At 70.8% G+C, this 13,666-nt stretch carries 12 protein-coding genes; 7 read left to right on the top strand and 5 right to left on the bottom strand.

The features are described 5' to 3' along the window. Positions 1-210: 210 nt before the first annotated feature. Complete coding sequence (locus tag F1D61_RS23300; RefSeq protein ID WP_203154467.1) at positions 211-1,209, bottom strand: substrate-binding domain-containing protein; 999 nt, start codon at positions 1,207-1,209, stop codon at positions 211-213. A gap of 250 nt (positions 1,210-1,459) precedes the next feature. Here F1D61_RS23300 and F1D61_RS23295 point away from each other — a divergent pair, with 250 nt between their 5' ends. The 6 genes from F1D61_RS23295 to F1D61_RS23270 all read left to right on the top strand — a co-directional run bounded on the left by F1D61_RS23295 (position 1,460) and on the right by F1D61_RS23270 (position 8,320). Further along, the gene (locus F1D61_RS23295; protein WP_246775997.1) at positions 1,460-2,434 is read left to right on the top strand and encodes a sugar phosphate isomerase/epimerase family protein; all 975 of its coding nucleotides are present in this window, start codon (positions 1,460-1,462) and stop codon (positions 2,432-2,434) included. A 50-nt stretch (positions 2,435-2,484) separates the two neighbouring features. Continuing rightward, complete coding sequence (locus F1D61_RS23290; protein WP_203154465.1) at positions 2,485-3,555, top strand: sugar ABC transporter substrate-binding protein; 1,071 nt, start codon at positions 2,485-2,487, stop codon at positions 3,553-3,555. Positions 3,556-3,982: 427 nt separating this feature from the next. Then, positions 3,983-5,491, top strand: coding sequence for a sugar ABC transporter ATP-binding protein (locus F1D61_RS23285; protein ID WP_203154464.1), 1,509 nt, complete (start codon positions 3,983-3,985; stop codon positions 5,489-5,491). A 34-nt stretch (positions 5,492-5,525) separates the two neighbouring features. Then, complete coding sequence (locus F1D61_RS23280) at positions 5,526-6,503, top strand: ABC transporter permease (protein ID WP_203154463.1); 978 nt, start codon at positions 5,526-5,528, stop codon at positions 6,501-6,503. Next, a complete protein-coding gene (locus F1D61_RS23275) occupies positions 6,500-7,420 on the top strand; it encodes a PfkB family carbohydrate kinase (protein WP_203154462.1) in 921 nt (306 codons plus the stop codon). The genes F1D61_RS23280 and F1D61_RS23275 overlap by 4 nt, the downstream gene beginning before the upstream one ends. A gap of 219 nt (positions 7,421-7,639) precedes the next feature. Continuing rightward, positions 7,640-8,320 (top strand): nitroreductase, encoded by a 681-nt coding sequence (locus F1D61_RS23270; protein WP_203154461.1) that lies wholly within the window; start codon positions 7,640-7,642, stop codon positions 8,318-8,320. Positions 8,321-8,658: 338 nt separating this feature from the next. Here F1D61_RS23270 and F1D61_RS23265 read toward each other — a convergent pair whose 3' ends face one another. The 4 genes from F1D61_RS23265 to F1D61_RS23250 are packed head-to-tail and all read right to left on the bottom strand — an operon-like array spanning position 8,659 to position 12,570. Beyond that, positions 8,659-9,861, bottom strand: coding sequence for an FAD-dependent monooxygenase (locus F1D61_RS23265; RefSeq protein ID WP_203154460.1), 1,203 nt, complete (start codon positions 9,859-9,861; stop codon positions 8,659-8,661). 3 nt (positions 9,862-9,864) lie between these two features. Beyond that, positions 9,865-10,740: an SMP-30/gluconolactonase/LRE family protein gene (locus F1D61_RS23260; RefSeq protein ID WP_203154459.1), complete on the bottom strand. Its 876-nt coding sequence runs from the start codon at positions 10,738-10,740 to the stop codon at positions 9,865-9,867. Then, positions 10,737-11,747 carry an aldose epimerase family protein gene (locus tag F1D61_RS23255; protein WP_203154458.1) on the bottom strand — a complete coding sequence of 337 codons (1,011 nt, stop codon included), beginning with the start codon at positions 11,745-11,747 and terminating at the stop codon, positions 10,737-10,739. Before F1D61_RS23255 ends, F1D61_RS23260 begins: the two co-directional genes overlap by 4 nt. 10 nt (positions 11,748-11,757) lie before the next feature. Further along, entirely contained in the window at positions 11,758-12,570 is an 813-nt protein-coding gene (locus F1D61_RS23250; RefSeq protein WP_348649387.1) for a FadR/GntR family transcriptional regulator, read from the bottom strand. 135 nt (positions 12,571-12,705) lie between these two features. Between F1D61_RS23250 and F1D61_RS23245 the strand changes: the two genes are divergently transcribed. Then, the gene (locus tag F1D61_RS23245; protein WP_203154456.1) at positions 12,706-13,464 is read left to right on the top strand and encodes an SDR family NAD(P)-dependent oxidoreductase; all 759 of its coding nucleotides are present in this window, start codon (positions 12,706-12,708) and stop codon (positions 13,462-13,464) included. Positions 13,465-13,666 lie beyond the last annotated feature (202 nt).

Here is a 13,666-nt window from a genome sequence, read left to right as displayed (position 1 = left end):
CCGCGAAAGCGGGGCGGGAGAGGGGCAGCGCGACGGCGCTCCAGGTCGCGCCTGGCATGAAGCACGCGACTTCTTCGGAGGCGGCGTCCCCTCTCCCAGCCCCCTCCGGGGGCCACCCTCCCCCGCAGAGGGGGGAGGGGGGAAACCCGCGCTAGTCCTCCCCGGACAGGTCTGCCGTGTGGGAGAAAGAGAGAGGTGAGGACCCCCGTCTCAGAGTCCCTGCTTCACCAGGTCGCCCACCGTCGTCTTGTTGATCGTGAGCACGCGGTCGACCTGGATCACCCGGTTCGCCTCGTCGACCGTGGCCGGCCCGAGCGTCGGGATCTCCGTCCCGGTCTTGATCGGGGTGCCGTCGAGGACCATGCGGGCGATGGCGACCATGCCGTAGCCGGCATCCTTAGGGTTCCACAGGAAGCCCTCGCGGATCGCGCCGCTCATCAGCAGGGCCTGGGCCTGCGCCGGGATGATCGTGCCGACGACGGCGATCTTCTTCTCCAGGCGGCGCTGCTTGATCACGTTGCCGGCGCCGATCGGGCCGTTCGAGCCCATCGAGAGGATGCCGCGCACGTCCGGGTAGGTCTGCAGCACCTGCTGGGTGACGCGGGAGGATTCGTCGATGAGATCGGCGCCGGGGAAGCGGTCGGCGACCATCCGCATCTTGGGGTAGTGCGCCTTCTGGTAGGCGATGGCGGCATCGGCCCACGAGTTGTGGCCCGGGGTCGTCAGCGTGCCGACATAGACGACGTAGTCGCCCTCCTCGCCCATCTCGCGGGCGAGCGCCTTCATCTGCATCTCGCCGTAATTCTTGGCGCTGATCAGCTCCAGGTCCCAGGTCTTGCCGTCCTGGTTCTCGCCCTCCTGCGTGATGACGACGATGCCGGCGTCCCGGGCGCGCTTCACGGCCTGGGCGGTCACCTTCACGTCGAGGGGCACGAGGCCGATCACGTCGACCTTCTTGGCGATCAGGTCGTCGATCAGCTTGACCTGCTGGGCCGGATCGACCTGGGCCGGGCCGACCATCGTGGTGGTGATGTCGAACTGCTTGCCGGCGGCCTCGAGGCCCTGGTTGAGGATGTTGAACCAGGGAACGCTGGCGGCCTTCACCACCGTCGCCATCGTCTTGGGCGCCGCCGCGAAGGCCCGGGTGGCGTGGAGCGGCCCCGCGACGGCCAAGCCGCCGAGCATCTTGAGAGTGGTGCGTCGATCCATGGTGCGTTCCCCGACCCCGTCGCGAGCGATCGTGACCGACCCGCGTTATTTACTGCAACACAGATATGCGTGAAGCAAAGGGCGTGTCAAGCCGGGAACGGCCGCAGCGTCAGGGGCGACCCTGCTGCACTGCGGTATAGGGAGGGGGCCGGGAAGCGGATGAGGGCGGGCGATTCCGCACTTTACAAATTTATTGTGATCCGTGATGTTGCGGCCAGACACAGGAGACCCGCCGGTGACATCCGCCCCCGTGCGCTTCGCGACGCGCCTGAACTCGTTCGCCTCGCAGCCCGACGCCTTCTGGCCGAAGGGCCACGGCAAGCCGAGCCCGCTGGAGATGGCGGCCCGCGCCGCGACGGCCCGCGGCCTCACCGATGTCGACCTGAACTTCCCCGACCATCTCGGACCCGACCCGCGGGCGACCGGCCACGCGATCCGCGACCTCGGCCTGACCGTGAACGGCCTGGCGATGCGGTACTACTCGAACCCGGCCTTCAAGATCGGCGCCTTCACCAACCCCGATCCGGCGGTGCGGCGCGAGGCGATCGACCTGACGAAGCGCGGCATCGACGCCGCCCGCGAGGCCGGCTGCAACCTGATGACCCTGTGGCTCGGCCAGGACGGCTTCGACTACGCCTTCCAGGCCGACTACGCCAAGCTCTGGGCCGACGAGATCGACGGCATCCGCGAGGTCGCGCTGCACGATCCCGACTGCCTGATCAGCATCGAGTACAAGCCGAACGAGCCGCGCTCCTACAGCCTGCTGCCCGACTGCGCCACGACGCTGCTGGCGCTGCGTGAGATCGACCTGCCGAATCTCGGCGTCACGCTCGACTTCGCGCATGTCCTCTACGCCGACGAGCAGCCCGCCTTCGTGGCGGCGCTGATCGGCCGCCACAGCCGCATCCTCGGCCTGCACCTCAACGACGGCTACGCCAAGCGCGACGACGGGCTGATGGTCGGCGCGGTCCACCCGGTCCAGACGATCGAGCTCCTGCGGCAGGTCCGCAAGGACGGCTTCCACGGGCCGATCTACTTCGACACCTTCCCGGACCTGACCGGCCTCGACCCGGTGGCCGAGTGCGAGGCCAACATCGCCACGGTCACGGCGATGCTCGGCGTCGTCGACACGCTCGAGGGCGACAACGCGCTGAGCACGGCGATCGCCCGCCAGGACGCCGTCGCGAGCCAGAACCTCGTCCGCAAGGCGATGCTCGGCCGCTGAGAGCCGGCCCGTCCCCGGTCGCACCCGTCAAGAACACGAGGAGGAACGCCATGAAGTCACTGCTGCTGTCCGGGTTCATGCTGCTCGCCGCGGGCTTCGCGCTCGCCTCAAGCGCCGCTCAGGCGCAGGACCTGAAGCCCCTGAACCCGGACACCGAGACCGACCGGATCGACTGGAGCCAGCTCGCCACCAGGCTCGGCCCGCTGCCGAAGCCGGCGGCCGGCACCCGCGTCGGGGCGGTGTCGAAGACCCTGACCAACGAGTACTGGCGCCTCCTCGGCGAGGGCTACCAGTCCCTGGGCAAGACGCTCGGCGTGAAGGTCGCCTACCAGGCGGCCCAGAACGAGGGCGACCAGGTCGGCCAGCTCTCGATCGCCGAGACGATGATCGCGCAAGGGGTCAACCTGCTCCTGGTCTCGCCGCAGACCAACGCCAACCTCGAGCCGATCCTCGGCGAGGCCAAGCAGGCCGGCATCCCGGTCGTCAACGTCAACGACGCGGTGATCCCGCTGGCGCCGCACTATGTCGGCAACGTGCAGCGCGACAACGGCGTGCGCGTCGCCCGCTGGTTCGTCGCCAACCGGCCGGATGGCGGCAAGCTCGCGGTCATCGAGGGCCAGGCCGGCGTCTACGCGGCGACCCAGCGCACCGCCGGCTTCAAGGCGACGATCGCGGCGGAGGGCGGCAAGTTCAAGGTCGTGGCGAGCGTGCCGGGCAACTGGGACCGCCAGCTCTCCTACGACGCCGCCACGACGATCCTGCAGCAGCACCCCGACCTCGTCGGCTTCTACTGCAACAACGACACGATGGCGCTCGGCGTCGTCGAGGCGGTGAAGAATGCCGGCCTGCTCGGCAAGGTCGCGGTGTTCGGCACCGACGGCATCACCGATGCCCACGCGTCGATCCGCGCCGGCGAGCTGACCGGCACCGTCGACAGCTTCCCGGTGCTGACCGGCGAGGTCGCCCTGGAGGCGGCCCTGCGCGTCCTCGCCAAGGAGCCGGTCCCGCGGGTCGTGGCCACGCCTCAGGCCCTGATCACCAGGGACAACATCGAGCGCTACAAGGGCAAGGGCGCCCACCTGCGGGCGGTGCTCGAAGAGGACGTCCGGTCGGGGAAGTAACCGGGGGCCCGGCCCACCGACCGATGGGTTCGCCCTCAGGAGGGCCGATCGAACAGACCGGGAGCCGGTGTGACCGATCGCATATTCTTCGTGCGATACGGTCCATCCCGCCCCCAACCTCATCCTGAGGTGCGACCATCGGGAGCCTCGAAGGAGGGCTCCAGGGATCGCACAGATTTCTGGAGCCCTCCTTCGAGGTTAGTCGATCCTCAATCGACTAACACCTCAGGATGAGGTGAGTGGGTAGGATATCTCAAGTTAGATTTCAGTTTTGAGAAGATCAATCTGCTCGAGCAGCCCCCCAGGATGAGGCCACAGTCGGGAGACCCTCGTGGCTTCGGTCGAACAGGCGCTCCGACCGTCCGACGTCCACCAGAGAACAGTCCCGCCCCGGCCTCCGCCCATCCCCTCCAACCCCGGTCACGCCATGGCATCCGACGCCCCCTTGCGCCTCCACATCCAGGGCCTCACCAAGCGCTTCCCGGGCGTGGTCGCGCTCGGCGAGATGTCGCTGCGGGTCCGGCCGGGGGAGGTCCACGCGCTGCTCGGCGAGAACGGCGCCGGCAAGTCGACCCTGATGCGGACGCTGTCGGGCGTGCTCAGGCCCGACGAGGGCACCATCGCGGTGGACGGGGAGGAGCTGACCCTGCGCTCGCCGCTCGCCGCGCGCCGCGCCGGCATCGCGATGATCCACCAGGAGTTGCAGCAGGTCCCCGAGCTGACCGTGGCGCAGAACATGTTCCTGGGCCGCGCCTTGCGCCGGGGCGGGCTCTTCGTCGACCGCGCCCGGCAGGAGGCGCTGGCGGCTGAGGCCCTGGCGCCGCTCGATTCATCGATCCGCCCGGACGCGCCGATCCGCAGCCTCCGGGTGGCGCAGCGCCAGATCGTCGAGATCGCCCGCGCGCTCCTCGACAAGGCCCGCATCATCGCCATGGACGAGCCGACCTCGAGCCTGACGCCGAGCGAGTTCGAGCGCCTGGCGGCGGTCATCGCCGGGCTCGCCGCCCGGGGCGTCTCGATCATCTACGTCTCGCACAAGATGGACGAGGTGTTCCGGATCTGCAGCCGCGCGACGATCATGCGCGACGGGCGGTTCGTCGCCGATCTCGACCTCGCCGGCACCACCGAGGGCGCCGTCGTCGCCCAGATGGTCGGCCGCGAGCTCGCGGTGGCGGAGCACCGCTCGTCGGTGCAGCCCGAGACCGTTCTGTCGGTGCGCGGCCTGACCTCCGGCACGAAGGTGGTCGATGCGAGCCTCGATCTGCGGCGCGGCGAGGTCCTGGGCATCGCCGGGCTGATCGGCGCCGGCCGCACCGAGTTGCTGCGCCTCCTCGCCGGGGCCGATCCGCGCAGCGGCGGCACCGTCACGGTCAACGGCCGGCCGCTCGCGCGGCCCGGCACCCGCGCGGCGATCGCGGCCGGCATCGGGCTGGTGCCCGAGGAGCGCAAGCGCGACGGCATCGTGCCCCAGCGCTCGATGGTCGCCAACGTGGCCCTGCCGTCGATGCCCCGGTTCGCCCCCCGGGGCCTCGTCCGCCGGCGCCGCCTGCGCGCCGAGGCCGCGCGTCTCCTCGCCGAGGTCGCCTTGCGGCCGATGCAGATCGACCGGCCGATCCGCCTGTTCAGCGGCGGCAACCAGCAGAAGGGAATCATCGCCCGCTGGATCGCCGCCGGCACCCAGATCCTGCTCTTCGACGAGCCGACCCGCGGCATCGACATCGGCGCCAAGGCGGAGATCTACGGGCTGATCGAGCGGCTCGCCGCCGAGGGCAAGTCGGTCATCGTCGTGTCCTCGGAGCTGCCCGAATTGCTGCGCCTATCCGACCGGGTGCTCGTCATGCGCCAGGGCCGGATCGCCGCCGAGCTTTCACGCGACCAGCTGAGCGAGCAGGCGATCGTCGCCCACGCGGTTCCGCAATCCGGCCGCGCCGCCTGATCCTCCGATCCTCCTGCGCCTTCGAGGCCCGCCCATGCTCACCCTGACGGACAAAGCCGTTCCCCCGCCCGGCGCGTCGACGAAGGTCCGCGTGCCCCTGCGCGATTTCGGCACCCTGCTCGGCCTCGTGCTCATCGTCCTGGTCTTCGCGGTCGCGGCGCCGGGCTTCCTGACCGAGCGCAACCTGCTCAACATCCTGCAGCAATCGAGCATTAACGCCTGCGTGGCGCTCGGCATGACGCTGGTGATCGTGTCGGGCGGCATCGACCTCTCGGTCGGCCCGGTCGCGGCGCTCTCGGCGGTGCTGTCGGCAAGCCTGATGGTCGCCGGCGTGCCGCCGCTGCTCGCGGTGCTCGCCGGGCTGGCCCTCGGGGCGCTGTGCGGCGCCGTCAACGGGGCGCTGATCTGCTTTGGCGGACTCCAGCCCTTCATCGTCACGCTGGGCACGCTCAGCACCTACCGGGCTCTGGCGCTCATCGCCACGGACGGCAACCCGGTCTTCGGCGTGCCGCAGAGCTTCCGGGCCCTGGTGAACGGCACCGTCGCCGGACTCCCCATGGCGGTGGTCGTGGTGCTGGTCGTGGCGCTCCTGGCCGGGCTGATCCTGCGCAAGACGCCGTTCGGCGAGTACCTCCTGGCGGTCGGCGGCAACGAGGAGGCCGCCCACATCGCCGGCGTGCCGATCGCGCTCACCAAGATCGGCGCCTACATGCTGTCGGGCATGCTGGCGGCGCTCGCCGCGACGATCCTCGTCGGCCGCCTCGGCGCCGCGGAGCCGATCCTCGGCAACCTGTGGGAGCTCGACGCCATCGCGGCGGCGGCCATCGGCGGGGCCTCGCTGATGGGCGGCAAGGGCAGCATCCTGGGCACGCTGCTCGGCGCAGTGATCCTGGGCGCCATGCGCAACGGCCTGACGCTGATGAACGTCCAGGCCTTCTACCAGCTGCTCGCGACCGGCCTCATCATCCTGCTCGCCATGCTGGTCGACCGCTTCGCCCGGGGACGCTCATGAACACCGTCGACGACGCTCCGGGCCGTGCCGGGCCCGGTCCTTCACCCGTCATCGTCGTGGTGGGGAGCCTGCACTACGACATCACGGTCGATGCGCCGGACCGCCCCCGCAAGGGCGAGACGGTGACCGGGCGGCGCTGGTCCCCGCGATTCGGGGGCAAGGGCGGCAACCAGGCCGCGGCCGCGCAGCGGCAGGGCGCCGCGACCGCCATGGTGAGCGCGGTCGGCGACGACGATTTCGGTCGCGGGCTGCTGGCCGGGCTCGACCGCGCCGGGGTGGACCGCTCCGCCGTGGCGGTCCTGCCGGGCCGGAATTCCGGGATGAGCGTGGCGATCTTCGACGATGACGGCGATTACGGCGCCGTCATCGTCTCGGGATCGAACCTCGCGATCGAGGCGGAGCAGATTCCGGATGCGCGCCTCGGGCGGGCGCGCGTGCTGATCCTGCAGAACGAGATCCCCGAGCCCGTCAACGCCGCGGTGGCGCGCCGCGCCAAGCGGCTCGGCCTCACGACGATCCTCAATGCCGCGCCGGCCCGTCCCTTCACCACCGATCTCGCGGATCACATCGACATCCTGGTCGTCAACGCGATCGAAGCCGAGATGCTCGGCGCAGGACCGGTGGCGTCGCTCGAGGATGCCGCATCGGCCGCCCGCGCCCTCGCGGGGTCTCGCGGGGTCGTCGTGGTGACGGCCGGCGGCGACGGCGTCGCGATGGCGGGCGGCACCGTCGCCCCGGTGGCGCTGCCCGGCCTCGACGTCGAGGTCGTCAGCACGCACGGCGCGGGCGACATGTTCGTCGGCACCTTCGCGGCCCGCCTGGCCCAGGGCGCTTCCTGCGAGGACGCCCTGCGCGCCGCCAACGACGCCGCCGCGCGCCTGGTGTCGATGCCGGACGAGAAGCGCATGACGGTGTGATCGCGGAATCGCCGGGCGCGCCCCTCTCCCCTGGCAGGGGCGCCGTCGCGCCCTCATTGGGTCGCTCCCGACCGAACCACCGCGGGTTTCCCGGGGCCTCCCTCTTTCGCAGAGGAGGGAGCCATGACGAACGCGACTGGCGCACTGCCCCTTGAATCCACCGGCGGTTCGCTCCAACGCTTCCGGCCGCGCCGGCGGGTTCCGAGCGGGGGAGCGATCATGACCGAGCGCAACGCGGTCGACGCGGCGATCATGAGCCGGCGCAGCGTCCGGGGGTTCCGGCCCGATCCGGTGCCCGAGGCGACGATCCGCGAGCTGATCGCGCTCGCCGGCCGGGCGCCGAGCGGCAGCAACATCCAGCCCTGGAAGGTCCACGTCGTCACGGGGAGCGCGCTCACGCGCCTCACCTCCGCCCTCTCGGCCGCGCATGAGAGCGACACACCGGAGGCCCGCGAATACGAGTATTATCCGGTCGACTGGCGCGAGCCGTATCTCGGCCGGCGCCGGGCGCTCGGCTGGCAGCTCTACGGGCTCGCCGGGATCGAGAAGGGCGACAAGGCGGGCGCCAAGCGCCAGATGGGCCGCAACTTCACCTTCTTCGGCGCCCCCGTCGGCCTCGTCTTCACCATCGACCGCGACCTGGAACAGGGCAGCTGGCTCGATACCGGCATGTTCCTCCAGACCCTGATGCTCGCCGCCCGCGGCCGCGGCCTCGATACCTGCCCGCAGGCGGCGATCGCCAGCTACCCGGCGGTGGTGCGGGGAGAGCTCGGGATTCCGGAGAGCGAGATGGTGGTGTGCGGGATGGCGCTGGGATTCGCCGACCCGGAGGAGCCGGTGAACGCGTTGCGGGCGGAGCGGGAGCCGGTGGAGGCGTATACGGTGTTTCACGCACGCTGAGCCGCTCGTCTCGCGACGAGACCTTGAAGCCCATCTGAGCGGAACGACCCCCTGAAGACCTGCGAGCGAGCACGAGGCATCCTATCCTCCCACCTCATCCTGAGGTGTCAGTCGATCGCAGATCGACTGACCTCGAAGGAGGGCTCCAGGATCTCAGAGGTTTCTGGAGCCCTCCTTCGAGGCTCCCGTTGGTCGCACCTCAGGATGAGGTGGGAGGATAGGACAAGTCAAATTATCTCAGGTATTTATGATAAATTATTACTTGAATAGGGAGTGACGCCTGGCGTTATACAGGACGAAACAGCGACCATGAATTTGCTCGACCGGAAATTCGGTGCTTATTCGACCGCCACCCCGATTGTCGTCTCTGGGTAGCGCGACAGGTCCGGCTCGTCCCGCGATCCGCCGAACAGCTTTCCCGCTACGCCGCGCAAGGCCGGCAGGCTCGCCGCCCACAGGCCCGCATGCAGCATGCGGATGCCGGCCTGGCTGCGCGGATGCATCAGCCGCGGTGCGATCTTCGGCACGCCCTGCGCCTGCTCGACCATCGGGCGCATCGCCCGCTCGTAGGCCGCGAGCGCCCCCGGCACGTCGTCGCCGCGCGCCAGTTCCCCGGCGAGCACCCTCGCCCCGGTGATCGCCAGGGTGGCGCCGATGCCGGCGAGCGGCGTGACGCACCAGGCCGCATCCCCGGTGAGGGCGATGCGGCCGCGCGACCACCGGGGCATCCGCACCTGGCGCAGCACGTCGAAGTAGAAGTCGTCGGTCTCGTCCAGGCCGGCGAGCACGCGCCGCGCCTCCCAGCCGGCATCCCGGAAGCGCTCGCGCAGGAAGGCCTTCTGCCGCGCGGCGTCCCAGTTCTGCGCCTCGGGCAGCGGACCGTGGACCGACAGCATCGCCCGGGTTGTGCCGTAGGGATCGGGGCGCAGCGAGATGCTGCGGCTGCCCGGCGCGTTGTACCAGCGCCAGAGCCGGTCGTCGTCCGGCGTGCGGGGAATCGTGAAATATGCGATCGTCAGGTCCATCCAGCGCGGCTCGTTCTCGCGCGCAAATACCTGCTCGCGGGTCGCGGAGCCGACGCCCTCGGCGACGATCACGGCATCGTAGCGCTCGGTCGTGCCGCTCGCGAAGGCGATCGCTCCATTCTCCTCAGCGCGGGCGATGCCGTCGCCGAACCGGAACGCGGCGTGCCTCTCGCTCGCCTCGTAGAGCAGGCGGGCGAGGTCGCCGCGCAGGATCTCCATCTCGGCGGTCGGCCCCTCGCCCTCCGCGTCGCCGGCCATGAAGCGGGCCTTGGGCCGGCCCGCGGCATCGACCCAGGCGGTGCCCTCCTCGCCGGTGCCCCGGGCGAGCGCCGCCCGCTCCAGCCCCATCTCGCGCAGGATGGTTCGGCCGATCCCGCGCACGTCGACGTTCTGGCCGCCGTCGCGGAAGGCAGGGGCACGCTCGACCACGGTGACGTCGAACCCGGCGCGGCCGAGCCACCAGGCCGCGGTGGTGCCGGCGATGCTGGCACCGGTGATCAGGATGCGGCGGGTCATGGGCTAGTCCACCCGCACCACCGGCTCGAACCGCCCCTTCACCTTCACCGGCACCGTAAACGTCCGCCCGGCGAAGCGGTCGTCGCTGCGGTCCGGGTCGAGGCCCTCCGTCGCCGAGGTGACCACCATCGTGTCGGCGTCGGGCCCGATGAAGGCCGGGCAGGTCACCTGGCGGGCCGGCATGGCGATGCTGCGCACCCGCGTGCCGTCGGGGGCGTAGGCGTCGAGGCTGGCCCCACCCCAGCGGGCGTTCCAGACCAGGCCCTCCTCGTCGATCACCGCGCCGTCCGGCGCCCCCTCGGAGGCCGGGATCTGGACGAAGACCCGGCGGTCGCCGACCGGCAGCCCGGTCGCCGGATCGGTGGCGACGCGCCAGATCGTGCCGGCCTCCGAATCGGCGAAGATCGCGCTCGCGCCGTCGGCCGCAAACGCGATGGCGTTCGGGATGGTGAGGCCGGAAAACAGCGTCCGGACCTCGCCGCGGAAGAACCAGTAGATCGCCCCAAGGCCCGTCTGCGCTTGCTTGCCCATGGTGCCGAGCCAGAGCGCGCCGCAGGGGTGCACCCGTCCGTCGTTGGAGCGGGTCTCGGGCCGGTCGGCCTCGAGCGGGGTGAGAAGCCGCATCCGCCCGCTGGCGATGTCGCGCAGGTAGAGGCCGTCCTCGGCGCCGAGCAGCAGGGTGGCGTCGTCGACCCGCGCCACCATCGAGGCCATCACCGGCAGGTCGTGCAGGGTGGTGGTGCCGCCCGAGAACGGCCGCTCGCACAGGTGCCGGCCGAGGATGTCGAGCCAGTACAGCCGGCCGAGGCCGGGATGTGCCGCCGGCCCCTCGCCGAGGATGCAGGCGCGGTCGCAGAAGATCCCGGCCCAGCCGCTCATCGGGTCGTCTCCCGGGTGAAGCGGTATTCGATGATCTGGCGATAGGTCTCGCCGGGGCGCAAGGTCGCGCTCGGGAAGTCCGGGTGGTTCGGTGCGTCCGGATAGGCCTCCGGTTCGAGGCACAAGGCGGTGCGGGCGGCGTAGCCCAGGCCGGCCTTGGGGAGCTGGGTGCCGTCGTAGAACTGGACCGCCGGCGCCGTGGCGAGCACCGTCAGCGCCACGGCGCTGCCCGGCGCGGTGACCCGGGCGACCGGCCGCGGCTCGGACAGCGTCTCGCGCCCGAGCACGAAGGCATGGTCGAAGGCCTGCGCGCCGATCCGCGTCGGCCGGCGCAGGTCGAAGCGCGTGCCGGCGACCGGGGCGACCGTGCCGGTCGGGATCAGGGCCTCGTCGACCGGCAGGTAGGACTCGGCCGGGATCTCAATCACGTGGTCGTCGATCGGCGGGGCCGGAAAACCCCCCGGCGGCAACAGCAGGTTGAAGTAGCTGTGGTTCGTCAGGTTGACGATCGTCGGCTTGTCGGTCCGCGCCGTCAGGGTGGCGCGCAGGGTGCCGGGGCCGGTGATGGCATAGGTACAGGTGACGTCGAGGGCGCCCGGATAGCCCTCCTCGCCGTCAGCAGACTGGTAGGCCAGCGTCAGGCTGCGCGCCTCCACCTCCGCGAAGGTCCAGTTGCGGCGCGAGAATCCGCGCGTGCCGCCATGCAGGTGGGTGCGGCCGGCCTCGTTGCGGGAGAGATCGTAGGCGATGCCGTCGAGGGTGAAGCGCCCGCCCGCGATACGGTTGGCGAAGCGTCCGACGGTCGCGCCGAATTGCGGGGTCTTCTCGATGTAGTCGTGCGGATCGTCGCGGCCGAGCACCATCGGATGCCCGTGGACGTCGAGCCGGCGGAGCACCGCCCCGAGGCTCAGGACCGCCACCGAGAGCCCGTCGCCCTCCAGCCGCGCTTCGAGGATCGGGCTGCCATCCGGCATCGTGCCGACGGGGAGGGGATCGTGGTCGCTCATGGCTGAGTCCTCAACGGCTGCTTCCTCGACGAACCGGGCAGGCCGGCACAAGGGTAGGGCGCGGTGCCCCGGCCTCCACCGCGGCGGCGCCGTTTCGAAGCCCGTCGCGCACCACCACCTCGGTCGCCCGGGCCGCCGCCGCCGGGTCGCCGGCGCGGATCGCCGCCGCGATCGCCGCATGGGCGCGCCAGGAGGTCTCGTGCGCCTGCGGATCGGTGGGCCGGCTCATCCGGAACACCACGTCGAGGGCGGCCTCGGTCACGGCGCCGACGGAATGCATGAAGAGGTTGCCGGAGGCATCCGCCAGGACGAGGTGGAAGGCGAGGTCGGCGCTGGCGAAGGCCGGATCGAGGCCGGGTGCCGCGCGCATCGCGGCGACGCAGGACTCGAGGGCCGCGATGTCCGCATCGGTCCGGCGCTCGGCGGCGAGCGCCGCCGCCGCCGGCTCGATCGCCAGGCGGATCTCGGCGAGGTCGCGCAGGAAGCGCCGGTCGATGCTCGCATCGAGGGTCCAGGCCAGCACGTCGCGGTCGAACAGGTTCCAGGCCGCGCGCTCGCGCACCCGGGTGCCGACCCGGGTCCGGGCCTCCAGCAGCCCCTTGCCCGACAGGGTCTTGACCGCCTCGCGCAGGAGCGTCCGCGACACCCCGAAGCGCGCGAGCAGCACCGGCTCGGCCGGGAGCACGGCACCTTCGGGAAACTCCCCGGCGACGATGCCGGTGCCGAGCGCTCGGGCCACCCGGGCATGGCCCGGACCCGCCTGGCTCGGGCAGGGCCGCAACACGGTCTCCCGCGGCACGATCCCGGCGCCGATCTCATCCACGGTTGCATCCTCCCCGTGATTTTCGCCTCTTGCCCGGGCGGCAGGATTCCGCGATAAAGGCCGGGCCACTGGAATAGTCATATTAAATGATTTTCAGTGCGTCGAGCGATCCGACGGGCTTCGAGGGAGGAAGCGTTGGCGGCAATCTATCCGGACCTGGCGGACAAGGTCGTGGTGGTGACGGGCGGCGGCTCCGGGATCGGGGCGGAGCTGGTCCGGCATTTCGCCCGGCAGAAGGCGCGGGTCGGTTTCCTGGACATCGCGGCCGAGCCCTCGCGGGCGCTCGCCTCCGAGCTGGAGGGGCAGGGTTTCGCGGTCGCCTTCGAGCAGGCCGACGTCACCGACATTCCGGCCCTGAAGGCCGCGATCGGCCGCATCCGCGACCGGTTCGGCCCGGTCGACGTGCTGATGAACAACGCCGCCCACGACGAGCGCCACGCCACCGAGGAGGTGACGGAGGCCTATTGGGACGGCCGCATCGCCGTGAACCTCAAGCACCAGTTCTTCGCCGCCCAAGCGGTCCTGCCCGACATGAAGGCGAAGGGCGGCGGGGCGATCGTGAATTTCGGCTCGGTCTCGTGGATGATCGGCCAGGGCGGCATGGCAGCCTACACCGCCTGCAAGTCGGGGGTGATCGGGCTCACCCGGTCGCTCGCCCGGGATTTCGGCCCCTTCAACATCCGGGTCAACGCGCTGGCGCCGGGCTGGATCATGACCGAGCGCCAGCTCGCCCTCTGGGTGACGCCGGAATCGGATGCCGAGATCAATGCCCGCCAGTGCCTCAAGCGCAAGCTGGTGCCGGCGGATGTCGCGCGCTTTGCCGTGTTCCTCGCCTCGGAGGAGGCGGGGGCGTGTACCAACCAGCATTACGTCGTGGATGGCGGGTGGGTGTGAGGATTTTCGTTGCCGGTCATGGCGCGGGTCCCCCTCTCCCGTGTGGGAGAGGGGCCGGGGGTGAGGGTGACACGCTTCAGTGTGATGCGCTGAGCGTCGTGCTGGCAGCGAGCCGGCCAGAGCCTAACTCAGGACCGTATCACCCTCGCGCGATCTTCGATCGCCCCTACCCCTCTCCCACACGGGAGAGGGGATCCCGCGC

Origin of the sequence: Methylobacterium aquaticum (assembly GCF_016804325.1) — a bacterium.
Lineage (GTDB): Bacteria > Pseudomonadota > Alphaproteobacteria > Rhizobiales > Beijerinckiaceae > Methylobacterium > Methylobacterium aquaticum_C.
The sequence above is the reverse complement of the archived record's forward strand: the minus strand, read 5'-3'. Positions and strand labels throughout refer to the sequence as shown.